We start from the raw sequence: 16,889 nt of genomic DNA, 5'->3' as shown, positions 1-16,889 counted from the left end.
TCCTATCTAAAATTTATGCCAAGTGTTTTTGCGTCTATATAATTTTTTTGTGAGTTGTTTTTGTTTGCCCCAATACTTCGTCCTTCTTGAGGTGAGATTTTTTGTTTTTCAGGCTCACCTCTTGGGTTGTAATAAAGCCCGTTAATCTGCGACTGTATCTCTGGGAGCATCCCTTCAAACTCTCTCATATCAACGCCCCCATTTTGCATTTGTTCAACTGTATTTTTATAATATGACCCCAACGCGTCAAGAGTGGCGTCATAATTTGAAATAAAAGCCTTATCGCTCGCTTCATCCCCAGTTGGGAAACTATTTATGAGTTGCTGATATTGCAAATTTGACATCTTACCGTCACCAAACACGCCTTTTGCAAAAAGCATTGCGTTGTTTAGAGCAGATCTAAAATCGTTCATTTGCTTGCCGTCAAAACCCAAATATTTTGCCCCACTATGCAATGTAGTATCAAGCCATCCAGTGTTTGTAGAGCTATATTTTTCTTTCGCCCTTTTTAGGCTATCGAGCAGTGTTTTTAGGTCGCTTAAGTTTTGCACTGATTTTTGTGCTAGTTGTTTTCTATCCACAAGAGACCCACTTGCCCCATTTAAAGCTTTATTTGTCTCTACGTTTATAACTGCTTTTTTGTAAGCTTGCACTTCTTGCGGAGACATATTTTCTGCCCAATCAGGCAACTTTGCCCCTAGCTTCTCAAATGCCAAATTGGTTTCTAAACTATCACTATTTAACCCATTATTGTATCTTTGTACGTCAAAATTAAGTCTATTTGCGTTTGTGTTTGCATTTTGCATAGCAACATTTGCCATTAGATGGTTATAGAGGGCATCGTTTTGATACTTGTTTGCTTTTAGGTTTAGTTCTTGCCCTTTTATCCCAAGCTCGTCACGCTTAAGCCCTTGATTTATGGCATTGTTATTCGCTGTTTCAGTTTCGGTTGAAATATTGTGACGTATGTTTTCGTTTAGCCTATCTATATTATTTTGCTCGGTTGCTAAATTTGATCTATTCTCCTCTGCTAATTTCTGCTTTGTGAAGTTATTTCTCACGCTATCTTGGTAAATGTCCCATAATGCTCTACCAGTTGCACCTACTGCGTCTATTGTGTTGGTGTTGTAGTTAAAATCTACTTTGTTTGGGTTAAAATACGGCATTTTTGCTCCTTTTTGTGAGGCTTAGATTAGTAAGCCTCGTCCTCTTGTTGTTTGTGAAAATTTGATGCGTTCCAAGCATTGACTAAATTTTGATTTGCTTGATTTTCTCTTTGTAGCTGTCTTTGTGAAAGCATTTTATTGAAATCGTAAGCATCTTTATTTAGATTAAATGCTTTTTTTGCCATTTTGCTTTGATTATAAGCGCTCCATAACGCACCACCAGTTCCTAAAGCTGTAAGCCAGTTAGGTGTGCCACCTACACCGTTTTTATCTCCACCACTTGAACCGCCAAGCCAGCCTAAAATATTTCCAAATAGGCCATTTTCAGTTTCTGCCATTTTTTACTCCTCTTATAATCCTGCTAGTTTCAAAAGCTCTGCGCCATATTCTACGTCGCTCACATTCTCGCCTTTTTTGGCTCTATCAAACGCCGATAGCTCACTGCTTGCATTTGAGCCGCTTAAAATTTCGTCTGGCTTCTCTTTGCTTTTTGCTACATTGATCATTCCCATTGCTACTGCTTTCCAGCCTACATAATTTTCGCCTAGTAGATCACTCATGCCGTGAGCTTTTGCAAACTCTGCTAGATCATCAGGGCGTATTGTTGGGTAGTCTTTTTTAAACTCTGCTAGGTTTTTGTCAAAAACTGCTTGTCGTCTAGCTTCCTCTGCTTGTGCTGCTTGTGCTTGTGTGATTTGATCCATTTGAGCTTTTAGTGCGTCAAGATTTCCAAGACCTAAACTATCAAGTAGTGCTTGTTTTTCAGGGGCAAGCTGTGGTTGTGATGGCTCTTGCGGTTGCTCTTTTGCTGCTAGCGCTTCAGCCATTGCTTGCTTGATAGCCTCGATATTAAGCTCCTCTTTTTTTGGCTCTTCTGTTGCTACTGGTTGCTCTGTTGGCTGTTCTTGTGGTTCTTGTGCCACTTCGTTTGTTTCAGGCTCTACTTGATCATCACCATTTACGATACTTACTAATTCATTTAGTGCTTCTTGTTCTGTCATTTATTACTCCTCTTTGTAATTTTCAAAAAAACTTAAAAGGCTTTCGAGTGTTTTTATGTTCTCGATCGCCCTTAACCTCATTTCATCGCTGTTCTTTTCATTTTGGCTAGCGGTCACACTTGCCGCATAAAGCCCTAATAGATATTCTGAAAAATCCCTAAACGCTTGGCATTGCGTCAGCTGGTAAAGCTCCTGCTTCTGCGTCAAGGCTTGCCACGCTTGGCAAAATAGCCTGTGGCTTAAATTGTTTAGCAAGCTCACTCTCCTTTCCGATAAAATTCTCTGGGTCTTTTATGCCATATAGTGGCAATAGCTCTAATAGGATTTTCTCGTTTGCTTCTTTCATTCTATTTGCACCCTCGCCGTCTTGTAATTGCAAGCACATACCAAATTGAGCTGCTATTACTTGGCTAGCGTCCATTAGGCTTTTCTTTTGCACCTCTTTGTTGAGCGCTCCTATACCAGTGTTTAGGTTGATGTTGAAGCTCGGTACCTCTCCGCGGTTAAAGCCTGCAAAAAACAATGGGTCGCCGTATTTCCAAACTAAGAATGCAAGACGTTCAAATATAGGCTCAAAAAAGGTCTCATTGTAAGTTCTGATATAGCCTTGAAGTCTGACACTCCCCTCATTTGCCATAATTGATGCCATTGTTGCTGTTTCTTGCCTAGTTGCAGGTGCTCCATTTTGTTGAGGGCTAACACCGCTTACCTCGCTCATCTCTTGCTCGATCACTTGTATTGTTGCCATTGAAGCGTTGATGTCGCCAGGTGGCACGATCTTGATGTCGGCTGGGCTATCGGTGAATATTGCACCGCTTGGACGTTCTAAATCAGCTCTTGATATGCTAGCGCTGCGATTAAAGATGATTTTTGGCATTGCTTGGTTTCTTGTCACGTCTGTGATTGAGTTTCTGATAGCGTTTAGCTCATCCTGCAACGGTAAAAGTGAAGCAAGCGCAGGCTCTCCATAAGCACAAACAAAAGTTTGGTCTATGTTTCTTCTTGTTTGCGGTAGCATATAGCCAAAAACAAAAGGCTGTCCGTCCTTTAGCTCTATTTTATCTCTTAGCAACTCGCTATTGTAAAGCGTGCTAACGCTCCATTTATCGTCGTTTAGTTCATAAATTTCATTTAAGCAAATTCTCTCATAAGGTCTATTCTCGCTTAGATCGATTTGTTTAAAAGTTTTATTCTTGATTAGCTTTTTGATGTCGTTTGTCGTGAGGTAAATTCTATGCACGATATAGCGGATGTCGTCCGTGTTTTTTGCATCAGGGTCAAAATAGATGTCATTTATATCTACTTCCTCTATCTTTGCCTCATCTTTAGCCCAAAACACTTTTACCACCGAGCTTGCCGAAAAGGCAGATTTTAAAAAAATCGGTGCAAAAACTTTGTATAAATTTATCTTGTCGCAATAGAAATTTAGTGCCTCTTGCCACTTGTCGATCACATCATGCGTTGAGTTTATATACGGTTCTAGCTTGGCAAATGTATCATTGTTAAAGTAAGTTTCGGTTAAGCCGTCATATATCCTTTTAGCTTTTGAGTTTAGTTTTGGTATGTAGTTTTTGCTTTTGTTCCTCTCTTTGAGGCTATGATACTGCTCGCTTTCTAATAAGAGCAAATACGCATCATTTAGTTTGTCAAAAAAAGGCTTGTACTCCGCATAGCCATTGTATGCTGTTTGCACTAGCTCCTCGAGATAGCTTATTCTTTCATCGTTCGTCATTTTCGTGTCCTACTCTGTAAATTGTGCTTCTGCTGATATTTGTTAGCTCTTTCACTCGTTTTTTATCGACCCCTTTTTCTTTTAGAGCTGTTGCAAGTTTTACTCTAGCTTGTTTTGTAGGGATAAATTTTGCACCCTTAAGCCACTCGCAAATCATCACGCAAAAACAAAGACGCAAAGCCTCATCATCAAGCGTTGCCACCTTTCTAATTAGCTCTACATCAATACGCTCAAAAATATACTCGATTTGTTTTCTCAAATCTACCCAATTTTGACACTCTTTCACCAAATATCTCCGTCATCATAGTTGATTGTGTTGATTTTTGCTGGCAATGGATCAAAAAATGTCAAAGCCAACGCATCTGCAAGGTCAGGGCTAAAGCCAAACTCTTTTTTGATATTCTCTTTTGGCAAGAGCAAGTAGCGCTCTTTTTTGTCGTAATAAAAACTAATAGTGCTAAGCTGTTTTTTGAGTTTGTCATTTGGCACGATACTAAGTAGCCTAAATTTCTCTTTGAGTGTGAAATAAGCCTCTGCTCTCTTGTTAGCATAAAGCTTCTCATTTGTAGCTTTGTATGAAAATTTTGCCTCTCTCGCTATACCACGCAAGCCAAAATCCACTAGAGTATCAAACACACCAGCACCAACACCAACACTATCAATAAAAATAGCGTCTGGCTTATCCTCACTTCTCTCATATATTCCAAAAATCTCCCTTGCTAAAGCTGTCACACTATCAAGCCGAAAAGTATAAAAGTTTGTGACGCCGTATCCTTGCCTAACACAAAGTACGCTTTCATCATCTCCCTCACGTGCCACGTCTAGTCCCCAAACAATGCTAGCTTTTTCGTTTGGCATCTGTGTGCTAAAGGCGTTTTCTATCAAAGCAAGGTTAAATAGCACATTTGAGGTTGTGTCTAAAAACTCGCCGTATATCTCTTGGCGCACTACATCGCTATCTATACCGCCAAGCTCTGCCACCATCTCGTCTATCTGCTCTTTTTTGAGTAGTGGATTATTAAAGCTTGATATTTGATAGTTTTTCCAGTCTTTATCTCCGCTCATGCCGCGCTTTGCAAGATCATAAAAGCGGTTCTTGCCTTTTGGCACGCCGCCTATAAATGCTCTTGATTTTGGATTATCCAGTAGCATCGCTCTTATAGCGTTGTCCCAAAGATAGGCGTCTTTCAAGATTATGCCTGCCTCGTTTAGGATTACTATATCGTAGCCAAAGCCCTCAATATTTTCTGGGCGTTCTGCACTTCTCATATCAAGATAGCCCTCTCCGATGCTTAGCTTTTTGTCCTGAGCGTGAAATTTATACAACTCTTTTGGTAGAGCTTTTAGCTCAGGCAAAAAATAGCGTTCATAATATCTTTGTAGGTTTGACGTGATAGTATCTACCCAAAGCACTTTTTTACCCTCTAAAAGCCACTCAATCGTAGCGTTTGCTATGCCCTTGGTAAATCCTACACGGCGCCCTTTCTCTATTGTGGTGAAGCGTGCAGTATTTTCAAAAAAAACTTCTTTTTGCCACGGCGTATAGGTTAGGCTTAGATTTATATCGCTCACCCTGCCACCTTTTCAAATATCGCCTCAATAAAGAGCCAAACGCAGATCACGCTTGCAATAGCCATACTCACGACTACGCAAAAGACAATATCTGCCCAAGTAATTTTATTCACCCTTTAGCTCCTTTCTCTCAATGATTATCTTTTGCTCGCTTTGCACGTTTGCATTATTGATCACCGTATCAGCCTCACGCCCTAGCACAGTCTCTTTGTTTCTAGCCGTGATCCTGCTGTGAGCTTCAACGTCTGCTATCTTATCACTCATCTCTAGCATCTCATCGGCTATTTTTTGATTTCTAAGTGCTGCGTTCTGAAAATATAGTAAATGCCTTGTTTTTTCATCTACTATTCGCTCTATACTATTCACTTCTATTTGGCTTTTCCCCTCTAATGCCCTATTCGTCGCTATCGCAGTATTCACTAAAGTATTCACTATTTCGATATTTTCTTGAGGGATATTCTTGCATAGCTTATTAATAGTTGCTGGGCTTAGCTTGTAGTTTTTTGCTAGTTGGTTTTGGCTTACTCCTGCTTTATAATCAGCTATTATTTGCTCTTTTATCTTGTCGGTTAATTTTCCCACCATCTGCCCCTAAAATAAAGTCGATTGTTGATATTTTTTCTTTTTATATTTGCGTTTAGGCTTTATAAATTTGCTTTGGCACATCTTTCGCCTATCCGCTGACATTCTATGTTTTAATACCCAAGTTAAAAACTCTTTAGGCGTATTTAATAGTGTGTTAAGCTCGTTTTGGTATTTCTTTACCTCACTTACTCTTAGATTATTAATAACAGTTTCGTCCGTATAGGGGCTGTTTAACACTTCCCTTATTAAAAACGAAATTTCCGTTAAATAATAGTGATCCTCTCTCTTTTCCCAGCCTGGGTAAAACTTATCAAGCACGGCATAAAATACGTCTAAATGTTTTAAATTAGGCAAATCCATTTTTCTAATAAATCCTAAACTCGCCCTCTATCACTCCAAGGGCTATTTCTCTCTCTAGTAGTTTTCGTTTGATTTTAAAAACGTCCGTCTGCATTCCTTTTACGTCCTCAATGATGCGTGTGCCATCTTTAAGACGATAGGTAAAATCTGCTATGTATCTGATCTCACGCACGGTTCTAAGACCACTTTTTGTTTTTTTGTCTGTTATGGCAAAACTAGGCATTAGCACAAACGGCACTTGGCGATTTAATTCGCTTATCTCTCCAGCTCTTTGTAAGGCTTCTAGCTCTTGGTTTCTACGCCACTCTTTTGCACTATCAAAGCCTTTAGTTTTTTTGTTGCCATATTTGTTCCTAACATTCACCGAAACGTTGCCAGTTCTCATCTGCTACCTCCTCGTATTTTTCTATGCTCTCGTGTTTGTGTGCGTGGCACCATTGATGGCACTCTCTACAAACGGCTATTTGCTTACTGTCGTCCTTATCTGCTCCAAACCTGCCATATCGTACGTGGTGGCACTCTATGCTTTGTTGCTCCTCGCATATTTGGCAAAGTGGGTATGCTTCAAGTAGTCTTAGCTGATAGGCTTTATTTTTACTTCTTGTTAATCTCAAAATAGCCCCCTTGCTCCGCTCTTATAAATCATATAATCAGTCTTCCTTTGTCCATTAGTTAACTTTGCTTGTTTCAGGCTGTAACCTTTAAAAACTTTATCGCCACACTCTACACGGTCGTCTATGTATGGCAAAATGTCGCTATTTTCACTTGAGAAAAATATAAAAGGTTCTCGCACTAGTCTAATCAGCTTTAAAAAATCTCTTAAGCCCCAAAAGCATTTATACCCAGCCTTATCCGTTTGCAAATATGGTGGGTCTAAAACCAATACAACATCTTTATTTTCAAATTCTTTTATCAGCTCCATTGCATCTTTGTGGGCTATCTCAACGCCTTTTAAATAACCATTTGCTTGGTATAAAGACATTTTTAAGGTGTTTATAAAAAATGTTTTCTCTTTTTTTAATTCATCTTCATTATGAGCATATTTACCAGGAAAAAGAAGCCTTGAGCTGAGCGTTAGCCAGTCGATGAAATATCCTCTTTTTATATACTCATCTATAATTTTTATAATTTTTTCTCTATCCTCTCCACTTATTTTTTCACCCTTTTTATATTTTTTTGTGATAGGCTCTATTGCCTGTAAAATCTCGTTTGTTGCCTCTATATTTGCCAGCCTCTGGCTGTAATTATCGTAGTCGTTATAAATTACCCTTGCATTAGGGTAAATTTGCTTTATGTTGTGGCTAAGTAGCCCAGAGCCGCCAAAAGCATCAATAAAAACTCCGTTCCGATGTGCTCTAAACTCGTCTTTTATAAGCTCTCTAAAATGCTTAATAAAGTTTCTTTTCTGTCCTTGAAATGGCAAAGGGGCGGTGTTAAATGTATTCATCAAAATAGCCCCTTTGTGTCATCGTCCTTGTGCTTCTCGTTCCACTTTCTCATTATTTCAAGCACTCCGCTTGCGTCTTTACGGCTTATCTCAAAGCTATCAAGTATCTTTTTGTTTTCGTCCGCTACCTTTGCGATTATGCTAGCTCCGCTTTCGATTATCGTGATATATACGGCTTTCATTTGCTCTCCAAATAACGCTCAAATATCTTTTTGCCTATCTCATAATCAACTTCATTTTTTATGGCTTGACGTTTGTTTTTTATCTTAAACTCATTCAAATCTAAATCCATAAAATCGCCAACTTTGATCTTTGTTACGATCCTAAAATTAGGGTTATGTAAAAAGAATAGATCAAAATTAGCCCAAAAATAGTGTCTTCCTATCTCAGCGGTAGGCTTTATAAGTGGCTCATAAAATGGCACCACGTTTTCAATTACAAAAGCTTTTTTGCAAAAGTATTTTAAATACACGATTAATTCATAAAGTCTAAAATCAGGTAGCCTTTTTGTTCGATCATTACGGATATTATTTGCTATGTTTAATCTGCTATGAGTTTGACACGGAGGGCTAGCCCAAATAAAGTCAAAATCTAAATAGTTTTTAGTGGCATAATCCCAAGCATCACCTACTATCACGTTGTCATTTGGATAGCGTTTTGCATAAGCTTTTGCTATTTCAGGGTCAAACTCAACGGCTGTTACCTCTATGCTTACGCCTTTTTCTCTTGCCACATCGTCCCAATACTTGCGGTTACCACCAAGCCCTGCAAAAAGATTTAAAACTTTCATCTTATGCGCCAATTCTTTTTATCACGCCCGTTAATATCGCCTTAATAGGTGATTTTTGCGCCGTTAAGGCTTTAAATTTAGCCGCGCCCATAAATTTACCGTCGTTAGCTCCGCCGATAAAATATACTGGCTCGTTTCCACCTACGCCGTTAAAGCCGTTATCCGCCTCACTCTCGCCGATTAGATAATCAGGACAAATTTGCGGGGTTTTTGCATAGATCTTGTAAAGCTTAGCGAAGTCCCACTTTTTAAAATTTTCCCAGTCTTGCCCTTCTAGGTTGCAAACCTTTACCCAGCCACCCCTAGCACGCACTACTGACATTATCGCTCCGTCTTTAAAGCATACGCTACGATAAGGTCCGTAGCGTCTTATCGCGTAAGCTAGCTCGTCTAACGCTTTTTGCGCTTTGTCGCCCTCGTCCCCGTTAAGCGCTTCTAAAATTTCCGCAGACGTAGGCATAGTAGGATATTTTCGCGTTTGTCTAACTAGTTTTAGCGCCGCAGCTAATTCGCTCGCCTCGTAGTCCATTAAGTCCTCAAAATAAAGTGCGATCACGGCTTTACTTAAATTCGCTCCGTAATACTCCACTGTCGGCATAAATACGCCGTAAAATTCTTGTATCATCATTGAAAATCTCCTACTAAGTCACTTTTTCCGTTTTTTCTCATTTCTCTAGCTAGCTCCCTAAACGCCGCCATTGTGTTTAAAGTGCCTTGTTTTAGCCCGTGAGGGTTATTATCGCTTATGCCTTGTGCGCTACTAGCCACCTTTGCGCCGTAGCTAGGCTTTGGCTTAAAGACCCCTTGCCACTCATTTCGCATTGCTTCTCGTATGCAGGCATTGACGTCTATGCCCTCGCTTGCCCATTTAGCCCACTCGCTAAATTTCATCTCGATACCCTTATCGCTTAGTTTTTCTTTGCGCTCTTTCTTGTAGGCTAGATAGTCTTGCCATAGGTTCGGATCGATGAAGTCAGGTAGTGAAATGTCCTTAGGGGGTAGGGGGTTAATTGACGGTTCATTGACGGTTCTACTGACGGTTCTATTGGTGGTTATATTAATAGGGGTGACACCCTTGTCACTACACGGTGACATACTTGTCACCCTAGGGGTGTCATCTGTGTCACTAGGTAGTGTCATACTTGTCACCCTCTCTTTTTCGTTTGTCACCCTAGGGTGCGTCTGTGTCACCCTCTCATTTTCACTTAAAATTTTGTATAGATTTGCACTACTTGTTCCGTCTTTTAATTCTCTTTTTTCTTTTTGTAAAAATCCAAGCTCGGTTAATTTTTCAACTGCTCTTATCGCTGTTCTTTTTGATTTTGATATTTTTTTAGCTAAAACTTCATAGCTAGGGTAGCAGTAACCCTCATCATCTGAAAAGTCAGCCAAAGCCATAAGCGTTAGTTTTGTAGTGCTATCGTCGATTTCCATATTCCAAACTTGGCTCATTATTCTTATGCTCATCTAAACCCCCTCCAAGTTTCATAGATTGTTGCAAGTATCAGCCCCGCGCAGAGTATATAGCCTATATACATTTGGCTCATTACGCTATCCTTTCAGTGGGCTTTAGTATTGACGTGCTACATCCACTTATCACGTCTTTTTTTGATCCAACCTCTACTAGGTAGCCCCGCTCAATTAACTCATTTACACGTCCACAAACACTATTTATCGCCACGTTATGCCAACGCGCTATCTCTTGTCTTGTCGCACCCTCTTTGTGCTGGCAAAACATTTCATATACGGCTCTACGTTTGCCGCTTAGCTCTGGTTTTAATTTGTTATATGCCTCTAGGCTGTTATTCGCTACCATTTTTATTTTTCTCCTGCTTTTCTGCCTCTAAAATGTATGCATTTAGCTTGTCGCCCCAAGCGTAAAAGGGATGTCCCAACTCTTGCAAAGCTGCGTATCTCACATCCCCATTAGGTTTTTTGTTGTTTGATCCACACGCGTATGTATTGCAAGTCCCAGCCGACTTGTAAAATTTACCAAGCCATTTTCTAATCTTTTTTCTATATTCTGTCTGTTTCATAACCTTATATTACTATCTGTTATATAAAATATAACTTAAGGTTATTTGATTTTTAATGATTTTAGTTATAAAATATTACGCAAAGTTATATCTTGCAAAGGGGTAAAAAATGAAAGAATTTAAAGATAAATTGTCAGATTTACTAAAAGAAAAAGGTATAAATACTATACAATTCGCCGATATTTTAGGCATTTCACAGCCTTTAGTTAGCCAGTGGTTAGCTGGAGAAAAGAGGACAAAAAAACATTTATTGCCACTGGCTAAATTTTCAGGCTATCCGATCGCTTATTGGTTAGACGACACCATAGAGAAACCAACAGAAGCCCATAAATATACAGATAATATCTCTTCTAGCAGTGCCAAAACTGTGTATATCCCTTTTTATAAAGATGGGGTGGTTTCTGCAGGTCGTGGTGCTGAAAACGACGATTTTGGCGAGCCTGAACTATTGCCGTTTAACCCAAATGATTTAAAGATTATGTTTAATGTAAGCCCTCACGCAAAATTAGGTATTGTCCCTTGCTTTGGTAACTCAATGGAGCCGACTATTAAAGAAAGCGACTTGGTTGTTTTTTGCGATGATATAAACCAAATAGAGGGCGCTATTTATGTTTGCAAATATGAAAACGAAATATTTATAAAAAGAATAAAAAAACGTCCTACATTGGCGTTAATAAGTGATAACAAGGATTACGAGCCAATAATTATCGAGGAAGAGTTAAACGTCGAAATTTTAGGGCGTGTTGTTGGTTGTTACGCCATAAACTCTAAGAGAATATAATAAAGGGCTAACGTTTGAGGATTATGGGATAAAGTAGGGGGGATAAACTATGACAGACCAAGAAGCTAATGAGTTGATAGCGGTTTTAAAAAGAGCTAAAGAGATAAATTTTGTTTTAGATAAAATAAATTTTTATGTTAAAACGATCGAGCTTGAGGTAGAGGATGAGAGGCTAAAAGATATTTCTTTATTGTTCGATATTAGCACATCAAAAAAGCAGTCCAAAAGAAAGACTTTACAGCTAAGAGCTAATAAAAACATCCATCTTTTAAGAAATGACTTTTACAGCGTTCATACAAATCCACCATTTAATGAAAATACTGCTCCAGATGATGAAACTTTAAGATTACTTATGCAAAAATATTCCGATGCAAGATTAAAACTCGGCGCACATTTACATGTCTATATTGATGGCTATAATGATAAATGGGCGTTTCCTATAAGTGAGTTTAAACTTAGCGAATGTGATGATAACTTTTTGGCTCAGATAGAGCAGTTTTGCGCTTATGGCAATATAAAGATAAAAATAGAAAGGGCGTTATTTTAAAATGCTTGATATTAATAGACTTTTAGGGTCTTATTATGAGTATTTAAATGGTGGTTTTGAGGTTAATACTATCAGCAAAGATAGCTATGAGGTTATAACACCATTTTTAAATAGACATAATGACAATATTTCAGTCTATATTGATTTTTTAGATGACCGCTCTATTAAGATTAGCGATGGTGGCGAGACTATTCAAGATTTAAATTTATCAGGCTTTGAGTTTAACTCTCAAAAAAGGGTTAGACAGCTTGAAATAGCATTAAATGGTTTTGGCATTTTTAAAAATAAAGATAACGAACTTTTTGTATCTGCTACGGCATTAGATTTTGCAAGAAAACAACACAATGTCATACAAGCCTTAATAAGCGTAAATGATATGTTTGTCCCAAGTAAGGGCAATAACGGCTTTTTTTATGATGAAGTGGAGAATTTTTTTAACAATATTGATGCTCGCTACACTACAAATATATCAGTAGAGGGAAAGTCTCATTTATCACATAAATTCGAGTTTTTAATAAGCCGTTCAAAACAAGAGAAAGAGAGGCTTATCAAGTTGTTAAACAACCCAAAAAAAGAAAATTTAAAAGCTACCCTTTTTACTTTTACCGACTTAGCCGCAGATAGAAGCTCCAGCGATAAGATCATTATTCTTAATGATGATGCCTCAGATGATCAAGAGATAAGATTAGCCACACAAGAGTTAAATATCAAGCTCTTTAAGTGGAGTAGCATAAAAAATTATACTAACTATTTAGCTGCGTAATATCCGATTTGTTTCCTATCATCTGCTTTTTTCTTTTGCCGCTATCTCTTTTTGCTTTCCCTGCAAAAGTCATAAAAATATCTGACGGCGACACGATCATGATACTTCAAGACAAACAGCAAATCAAGGTTAGGCTTTTCGGCATCGACGCACCCGAGCTTAAGCAGCCCTACGGCAAAAAGTCAAAGCAGTTTTTGGCAAATTTGATAGCCGGCGAAGTCGTAGAAGTTGAGGAAAACGGCAAAGATAGATACAAACGCACGCTAGGCATTATCCATTTCAAAGGACAAGATATAAACGCTCAAATGGTACTAAACGGCTATGCTTGGGCTTACGTCAAATACTCAAGAATATATGTAGATCAAGAGAAAACAGCTCGTGAGAAAAAGCGAGGGCTTTGGCAGAGTAGCAATCCTACTCCGCCGTGGAAGTGGAGAAAACGCTAATAAGATAAAGCCTTGTATTTAGAACATCCGTCTTGGTTACCATAATCGCAAGCAAGCCCAAAATATTCTTTTGCTTTTAAAATGTTAAACCTAACTCCAATTCCTTCTTTGTATGCTGTCCCCACCAAGAGGCAAGAGCCACCATCTTTATATTGTTTGCACAAAAGCTCACTGATTTTTGTGGCCGTTAAATAATCCTCATCTTTTATTAGTAAGGGTTGTTTTAAAAGACATAAACAAGCGTCATTTATTTTATCATCTGGGACAAAAGGCTGCGGCTTGCTTGCGTCGTATTTGTTAGGGCAAGCACCAATTGTATAAACTGTTAGTAAGGCCTCGCTGAGATCACTTAGTGTCTTATATTGCTCTTTTGTAAAATATCCACCATCATACAATGCTTTCGCTACTTTTTCCTCATCTTGTGCGATTATAATAATTTTATAGTTTATAAAATTTTTTTCAGTATCTTTTATTTGGTTCTTAGCCTCTGCCATATAAAAAACAGCAATAGTGTCTAACACATTTAAGATGTTAATTTTAGATACATTTTTATTCTCAAAATTTTGTTTCAGAATATTTTTATAGAGATATATGCATGAGGGGATTGTTGTCGGTTTATTTCCCTCGCATTCCTTGGCTGCAATATTCCAAAGTTCATCATCTGTAGCATTTTTATGGGCTGTTTTAAACATTGATATTTGTCTGGTCTCATATTCTAGGAGCTTATAGTAATAATCCTCACAAACTTTAGCATAAGAAAAAACAACACCAAGACATAAAACCAACAAAACTCTAAATACTCGCATTGTAACTCCTTATATTTTAACAATTATATAACAATTAATTTAAAAAGTATATAACTTTAAGTAATATTTTAAATAACATTAAGTTATATTTAATATAACCTTTGGTAATATTCTCTCATCGAAACAAAAAGTAGATAGGCTTCAAGCGTAAGCTGACAGAGTGAGCCTCCTGCGAGTTTGCAGGTAAATCACGTTTCAATCTGAAGCGTCAGTGATAGGGCGAAAATCTATCACTCAGCACCAGCCCTGATTTAGGATAGTTTTTCACAGGGTTATTAATAAAACGAAAAACACTACTTTTTCTAATAAAAGCCTTGCTTGCTTATTTCAAGGGCGGTTTGTCTGCTCCGCTCTTTTTGATTTGGCTTTTTGCTTTTTATTGCATTAATCAATCTTTCGGCTAGCTTTACTTGACCCCTTGGCGTGGGCTTAATACCTTATTTTGTTAAATCGGCGGTGGCGAGCAAGGTTTCTATTAGAAAAAGGAGCTAGAGATGAGAAACAGACAAAAATATTTAAAAGTAACGTTTGACGGACACACTAGATACTCTACAAGAGAACCAAATTTTTACACCTACGAGGTTTATTTCGACACATTGGGGCTAGTGCTCTATATCCACAAAGATGCGCTTATGCTGCTAGCGGTAAAAGATAAAAAACTAAACCCAGTAAAACTAAGTAAAAAACAACTATCCAGCTTTAAAGCCGAGTATGTTTATGAGATAGTTTAAGGAGCTAGAGATGAGAAAGATAATTAAGTTTTTTAGGGTGCTTTTTAGCAATGGTGGCGAGATAAAGAATATTGCCTATCTAAATATCAAAAGGGGTTAAAAATGAGTTTAAACTACGACCTAATGCGTGCTAAAAACGACGTAGAAAATATAAATTTTGAGCAAGAATACGACGAGCTAATAACTGACATTAAAGCTGTATATAACCTCCACCGCTACACATTTAAAAATGCACTTGGCGAAAACAGCGGCGAAATAGTTGATCTGCTTATTGAACATTGCAAAAAAGACTTTTTCGCCTACGCAGCGCTCGTCTATGTGCTATGCGTTGAAGCTGAAATGAGTAATGAGGTAGTCTTAAGCTATACAACTACCTACAAACAAACGCTTAAAAAACTACGAGAGGAGGCTGAAAGAGATGCGCTCTTATATTCTGATGAGGCTTGTTGAATTTTATTATGAGCCAGGTATGACTGTCGGCGAGTTTTTAAAAATTATAAAAGGACTTAACAATGCTAACAAATAAACAATACCACGCACGCCCTGAAATATCAAAGAGTGACCTTGACCTACTTGCACGTAGCCCCTTACACTTAAAAATGAAAAACGAGCTTAAAAGTGAGCCTAGTGATGCTCTAATTTTAGGCTCTGCAGTGCATAAGCTAGTGCTAGAAAGAAAAGATTTTTTAAACGAGTTTAAGATAGTTCCTGGAGCCGATAAACGCACCAAAGAAGGCAAAGCTATACATGAAGACTTTTTAAAAAATTTAGGCGAAAAAACTCCAATAAAGTGGCCTACTATTAAAACAGCTTTAAAGATAGCAAACTCGGTTAATTCTATGTGTGAAACAGCTAAATCTTTAAGAGACGGACTAGCCGAGCAAAGCTATTTTAGCGAGATAAATGGCGTAGCGGTCAAATGTCGCCCTGATTTTTATAATGAGAAAATGGGTGCAGTAATTGATCTAAAAACAACTTCTGACGCTTCGGCTAGCGGCTTTGCTAGATCGGTAGCTAGTTTTAATTACCACGTGCAAGCAGCGTTTTACAGCGATATTTTAAGGAGTTTAGGCAAAGAGGTAAATTATTTCTTGTTTATCGCCGTTGAAACAAAAGCCCCTTATTTTGTAGGGTTTTATGAGCTTGATGCCGCAGCAATAGAACAAGGTCGCAAAGCATATCTTGAATTACTAGAGCTTTACAAATATTGCAAAGAACATGACGAGTGGTGGGGTTATGCGAAAAAAGATGGCGACAAGATAGAGGCGGTGCAAACTTTAAGCTTGCCAGCGTGGAAATTTTACGAAAATATAGCGTGATTTTTGTATAATCTAGTTTTTTAAAGGAAAAAAATGAGCGAAAATATACAGATTAAATTTCGTATCGAAAAAGACAATCCGTTAGATATTACGACCTTAGCCACTGCTCTATTATCTTTTAATAATTCTATTGATGAGTTTGTAGCCACACAAACTGGTGTAAGTGGTGCAAGAGCAACATTGCAAAGCGTAGAAAAAGGTAGTGATATTTTTAATATGGTAATTTTTGCAGCTTCTGGTGTGCTGGCTATCGGGGAGTTTTTGCCTACTATTAACGCCTACTTCGAGTTTTTCAGCAATATAAAAAATATGGGCAAAAAAAGCGTGGACGACATTATACAAGACCCACTTTTAACGCCCACTTCTCTTCAAAATTTAGAAAATGTAGTAAAACTTGCCGACAAAGACAGAGTAAGTGTAGAGATTACAAGCCCAGTTTTTAACCATTGCGTTTTTATCAATCAAGACAACAAAGAAGCCTACAAACAAGGCATCGCAACAGCTAGACAAATAAAAGATTTTGAAAATAAAGAAGCGGTTAAAAAAGTCTTTGAAAAGATGTCTATCACGCTTTATCAAACTACCAACACAGATAAAAAGGTTAAATTTAAAGCCTACTGCTACGAGCTAAGCGATAAAGCTATACCGATATTAATAGATGATGAAACATTAAAGGCAGAGATTTTAGAAAACCCTTATAGCTACCGCTTTGTATGTGATATTGAAATACACAAAGACGAAAAAGGCAAAATAAGCCTTTATCGAGCGTTTAATTATGTAGATAAATTTGAGATCATAAAGGATTAA

Annotated in this window: 26 protein-coding genes; 8 read left to right on the top strand and 18 right to left on the bottom strand. The window is 38.0% G+C overall.

Annotated features, from left to right (window positions below):
• Nucleotides 1-2 precede the first annotated feature (2 nt).
• From G6W42_RS03175 to G6W42_RS03095, 17 genes are all read right to left on the bottom strand, one after another.
• The gene (locus tag G6W42_RS03175; protein ID WP_194172930.1) at nt 3-1,166 is read right to left on the bottom strand and encodes a hypothetical protein; all 1,164 of its coding nucleotides are present in this window, start codon (nt 1,164-1,166) and stop codon (nt 3-5) included.
• Nucleotides 1,167-1,192: 26 nt separating this feature from the next.
• A complete protein-coding gene (locus tag G6W42_RS03170; protein ID WP_103613359.1) occupies nt 1,193-1,504 on the bottom strand; it encodes a hypothetical protein in 312 nt (103 codons plus the stop codon).
• 12 nt (nt 1,505-1,516) lie between these two features.
• Entirely contained in the window at nt 1,517-2,167 is a 651-nt protein-coding gene (locus tag G6W42_RS03165; protein ID WP_194172929.1) for an HIT family hydrolase, read from the bottom strand.
• Nucleotides 2,168-2,324: 157 nt separating this feature from the next.
• Complete coding sequence (locus G6W42_RS03160; protein WP_194172928.1) at nt 2,325-3,899, bottom strand: portal protein; 1,575 nt, start codon at nt 3,897-3,899, stop codon at nt 2,325-2,327.
• Nucleotides 3,886-4,158 carry a hypothetical protein gene (locus G6W42_RS03155; protein ID WP_194172927.1) on the bottom strand — a complete coding sequence of 91 codons (273 nt, stop codon included), beginning with the start codon at nt 4,156-4,158 and terminating at the stop codon, nt 3,886-3,888. Before G6W42_RS03155 ends, G6W42_RS03160 begins: the two co-directional genes overlap by 14 nt.
• A 23-nt stretch (nt 4,159-4,181) precedes the next feature.
• A complete protein-coding gene (locus tag G6W42_RS03150; RefSeq protein ID WP_194172926.1) occupies nt 4,182-5,471 on the bottom strand; it encodes a hypothetical protein in 1,290 nt (429 codons plus the stop codon).
• A 105-nt stretch (nt 5,472-5,576) separates the two neighbouring features.
• The gene (locus G6W42_RS03145) at nt 5,577-6,053 is read right to left on the bottom strand and encodes a hypothetical protein (RefSeq protein ID WP_194172925.1); all 477 of its coding nucleotides are present in this window, start codon (nt 6,051-6,053) and stop codon (nt 5,577-5,579) included.
• Between the two features lie 9 nt (nt 6,054-6,062).
• The gene (locus G6W42_RS03140; RefSeq protein WP_194172924.1) at nt 6,063-6,416 is read right to left on the bottom strand and encodes a hypothetical protein; all 354 of its coding nucleotides are present in this window, start codon (nt 6,414-6,416) and stop codon (nt 6,063-6,065) included.
• Nucleotides 6,417-6,420: 4 nt separating this feature from the next.
• Nucleotides 6,421-6,801, bottom strand: coding sequence for a DUF1064 domain-containing protein (locus tag G6W42_RS03135; protein ID WP_194172923.1), 381 nt, complete (start codon nt 6,799-6,801; stop codon nt 6,421-6,423).
• Nucleotides 6,770-7,030: a hypothetical protein gene (locus G6W42_RS03130; protein ID WP_194172922.1), complete on the bottom strand. Its 261-nt coding sequence runs from the start codon at nt 7,028-7,030 to the stop codon at nt 6,770-6,772. The genes G6W42_RS03135 and G6W42_RS03130 overlap by 32 nt, the downstream gene beginning before the upstream one ends.
• The gene (locus G6W42_RS03125; RefSeq protein ID WP_194172921.1) at nt 7,027-7,863 is read right to left on the bottom strand and encodes a DNA adenine methylase; all 837 of its coding nucleotides are present in this window, start codon (nt 7,861-7,863) and stop codon (nt 7,027-7,029) included. Before G6W42_RS03125 ends, G6W42_RS03130 begins: the two co-directional genes overlap by 4 nt.
• On the bottom strand, nt 7,863-8,045 hold the full coding sequence (locus G6W42_RS03120; RefSeq protein WP_194172920.1) for a hypothetical protein: 183 nt from the start codon (nt 8,043-8,045) through the stop codon (nt 7,863-7,865). The genes G6W42_RS03125 and G6W42_RS03120 overlap by 1 nt, the downstream gene beginning before the upstream one ends.
• Nucleotides 8,042-8,653, bottom strand: a complete 612-nt coding sequence (locus G6W42_RS03115; protein ID WP_194172919.1) for a DNA cytosine methyltransferase — start codon at nt 8,651-8,653, stop codon at nt 8,042-8,044. Before G6W42_RS03115 ends, G6W42_RS03120 begins: the two co-directional genes overlap by 4 nt.
• A 1-nt stretch (nt 8,654) precedes the next feature.
• Nucleotides 8,655-9,281 (bottom strand): DUF6475 domain-containing protein, encoded by a 627-nt coding sequence (locus tag G6W42_RS03110; RefSeq protein ID WP_194172918.1) that lies wholly within the window; start codon nt 9,279-9,281, stop codon nt 8,655-8,657.
• Nucleotides 9,278-10,120 carry a helix-turn-helix domain-containing protein gene (locus G6W42_RS03105; RefSeq protein ID WP_194172917.1) on the bottom strand — a complete coding sequence of 281 codons (843 nt, stop codon included), beginning with the start codon at nt 10,118-10,120 and terminating at the stop codon, nt 9,278-9,280. Before G6W42_RS03105 ends, G6W42_RS03110 begins: the two co-directional genes overlap by 4 nt.
• Before the next feature lie 79 nt (nt 10,121-10,199).
• Nucleotides 10,200-10,469: a hypothetical protein gene (locus tag G6W42_RS03100; RefSeq protein ID WP_194172916.1), complete on the bottom strand. Its 270-nt coding sequence runs from the start codon at nt 10,467-10,469 to the stop codon at nt 10,200-10,202.
• Nucleotides 10,456-10,689, bottom strand: coding sequence for a hypothetical protein (locus tag G6W42_RS03095; RefSeq protein ID WP_107770841.1), 234 nt, complete (start codon nt 10,687-10,689; stop codon nt 10,456-10,458). The genes G6W42_RS03100 and G6W42_RS03095 overlap by 14 nt, the downstream gene beginning before the upstream one ends.
• A gap of 109 nt (nt 10,690-10,798) precedes the next feature.
• On the opposite strand from G6W42_RS03095, the gene G6W42_RS03090 reads away from it, so the two are divergent.
• The 4 genes from G6W42_RS03090 (at nt 10,799) to G6W42_RS03075 (ending at nt 13,226) form a co-directional block, all read left to right on the top strand.
• Nucleotides 10,799-11,470 carry an XRE family transcriptional regulator gene (locus tag G6W42_RS03090; RefSeq protein WP_103567438.1) on the top strand — a complete coding sequence of 224 codons (672 nt, stop codon included), beginning with the start codon at nt 10,799-10,801 and terminating at the stop codon, nt 11,468-11,470.
• 49 nt (nt 11,471-11,519) lie between these two features.
• Nucleotides 11,520-12,017 (top strand): DUF6978 family protein, encoded by a 498-nt coding sequence (locus tag G6W42_RS03085; protein ID WP_194172915.1) that lies wholly within the window; start codon nt 11,520-11,522, stop codon nt 12,015-12,017.
• A 1-nt stretch (nt 12,018) separates the two neighbouring features.
• Nucleotides 12,019-12,780 carry a DUF1828 domain-containing protein gene (locus G6W42_RS03080; protein ID WP_194172914.1) on the top strand — a complete coding sequence of 254 codons (762 nt, stop codon included), beginning with the start codon at nt 12,019-12,021 and terminating at the stop codon, nt 12,778-12,780.
• Between the two features lie 98 nt (nt 12,781-12,878).
• Nucleotides 12,879-13,226, top strand: coding sequence for a thermonuclease family protein (locus tag G6W42_RS03075; RefSeq protein WP_194172913.1), 348 nt, complete (start codon nt 12,879-12,881; stop codon nt 13,224-13,226).
• On the opposite strand, the gene G6W42_RS03070 is transcribed toward G6W42_RS03075, so the two are convergent.
• On the bottom strand, nt 13,223-14,032 hold the full coding sequence (locus G6W42_RS03070) for a hypothetical protein (protein ID WP_194172912.1): 810 nt from the start codon (nt 14,030-14,032) through the stop codon (nt 13,223-13,225). The two genes, G6W42_RS03075 and G6W42_RS03070, sit on opposite strands and share 4 nt — an antisense overlap.
• A 494-nt stretch (nt 14,033-14,526) precedes the next feature.
• On the opposite strand from G6W42_RS03070, the gene G6W42_RS03065 reads away from it, so the two are divergent.
• The 4 genes from G6W42_RS03065 (at nt 14,527) to G6W42_RS03050 (ending at nt 16,889) form a co-directional block, all read left to right on the top strand.
• On the top strand, nt 14,527-14,763 hold the full coding sequence (locus G6W42_RS03065; RefSeq protein WP_194172911.1) for a hypothetical protein: 237 nt from the start codon (nt 14,527-14,529) through the stop codon (nt 14,761-14,763).
• A gap of 102 nt (nt 14,764-14,865) precedes the next feature.
• Nucleotides 14,866-15,213: a hypothetical protein gene (locus tag G6W42_RS03060; protein WP_194172910.1), complete on the top strand. Its 348-nt coding sequence runs from the start codon at nt 14,866-14,868 to the stop codon at nt 15,211-15,213.
• A 62-nt stretch (nt 15,214-15,275) separates the two neighbouring features.
• Nucleotides 15,276-16,082, top strand: a complete 807-nt coding sequence (locus G6W42_RS03055; RefSeq protein WP_194172909.1) for a PD-(D/E)XK nuclease-like domain-containing protein — start codon at nt 15,276-15,278, stop codon at nt 16,080-16,082.
• A gap of 33 nt (nt 16,083-16,115) precedes the next feature.
• On the top strand, nt 16,116-16,889 hold the full coding sequence (locus G6W42_RS03050; RefSeq protein ID WP_194172908.1) for a hypothetical protein: 774 nt from the start codon (nt 16,116-16,118) through the stop codon (nt 16,887-16,889).

Source organism: Campylobacter concisus (assembly GCF_015230015.1).
Classification (GTDB): domain Bacteria; phylum Campylobacterota; class Campylobacteria; order Campylobacterales; family Campylobacteraceae; genus Campylobacter_A; species Campylobacter_A concisus_AF.
This window is presented reverse-complemented; position numbering and strand designations above follow the sequence as displayed.

Bases quoted from the DNA above. Each gene is read 5' to 3' on its own strand.
- G6W42_RS03110 (WP_194172918.1), bottom strand. From the start codon at position 9,281: ATGATGATACAAGAATTTTACGGCGTATTTATGCCGACAGTGGAGTAT.
- G6W42_RS03120 (WP_194172920.1), bottom strand. From the start codon at position 8,045: ATGAAAGCCGTATATATCACGATAATCGAAAGCGGAGCTAGCATAATC.
- G6W42_RS03070 (WP_194172912.1), bottom strand. From the start codon at position 14,032: ATGCGAGTATTTAGAGTTTTGTTGGTTTTATGTCTTGGTGTTGTTTTT.
- G6W42_RS03135 (WP_194172923.1), bottom strand. From the start codon at position 6,801: ATGAGAACTGGCAACGTTTCGGTGAATGTTAGGAACAAATATGGCAAC.
- G6W42_RS03105 (WP_194172917.1), bottom strand. From the start codon at position 10,120: ATGAGCATAAGAATAATGAGCCAAGTTTGGAATATGGAAATCGACGAT.
- G6W42_RS03115 (WP_194172919.1), bottom strand. From the start codon at position 8,653: ATGAAAGTTTTAAATCTTTTTGCAGGGCTTGGTGGTAACCGCAAGTAT.
- G6W42_RS03100 (WP_194172916.1), bottom strand. From the start codon at position 10,469: ATGGTAGCGAATAACAGCCTAGAGGCATATAACAAATTAAAACCAGAG.
- G6W42_RS03075 (WP_194172913.1), top strand. From the start codon at position 12,879: ATGATACTTCAAGACAAACAGCAAATCAAGGTTAGGCTTTTCGGCATC.
- G6W42_RS03160 (WP_194172928.1), bottom strand. From the start codon at position 3,899: ATGACGAACGATGAAAGAATAAGCTATCTCGAGGAGCTAGTGCAAACA.
- G6W42_RS03055 (WP_194172909.1), top strand. From the start codon at position 15,276: ATGCTAACAAATAAACAATACCACGCACGCCCTGAAATATCAAAGAGT.
- G6W42_RS03170 (WP_103613359.1), bottom strand. From the start codon at position 1,504: ATGGCAGAAACTGAAAATGGCCTATTTGGAAATATTTTAGGCTGGCTT.
- G6W42_RS03140 (WP_194172924.1), bottom strand. From the start codon at position 6,416: ATGGATTTGCCTAATTTAAAACATTTAGACGTATTTTATGCCGTGCTT.
- G6W42_RS03095 (WP_107770841.1), bottom strand. From the start codon at position 10,689: ATGAAACAGACAGAATATAGAAAAAAGATTAGAAAATGGCTTGGTAAA.
- G6W42_RS03065 (WP_194172911.1), top strand. From the start codon at position 14,527: ATGAGAAACAGACAAAAATATTTAAAAGTAACGTTTGACGGACACACT.
- G6W42_RS03125 (WP_194172921.1), bottom strand. From the start codon at position 7,863: ATGAATACATTTAACACCGCCCCTTTGCCATTTCAAGGACAGAAAAGA.
- G6W42_RS03060 (WP_194172910.1), top strand. From the start codon at position 14,866: ATGAGTTTAAACTACGACCTAATGCGTGCTAAAAACGACGTAGAAAAT.
- G6W42_RS03090 (WP_103567438.1), top strand. From the start codon at position 10,799: ATGAAAGAATTTAAAGATAAATTGTCAGATTTACTAAAAGAAAAAGGT.
- G6W42_RS03165 (WP_194172929.1), bottom strand. From the start codon at position 2,167: ATGACAGAACAAGAAGCACTAAATGAATTAGTAAGTATCGTAAATGGT.
- G6W42_RS03085 (WP_194172915.1), top strand. From the start codon at position 11,520: ATGACAGACCAAGAAGCTAATGAGTTGATAGCGGTTTTAAAAAGAGCT.
- G6W42_RS03175 (WP_194172930.1), bottom strand. From the start codon at position 1,166: ATGCCGTATTTTAACCCAAACAAAGTAGATTTTAACTACAACACCAAC.
- G6W42_RS03050 (WP_194172908.1), top strand. From the start codon at position 16,116: ATGAGCGAAAATATACAGATTAAATTTCGTATCGAAAAAGACAATCCG.
- G6W42_RS03080 (WP_194172914.1), top strand. From the start codon at position 12,019: ATGCTTGATATTAATAGACTTTTAGGGTCTTATTATGAGTATTTAAAT.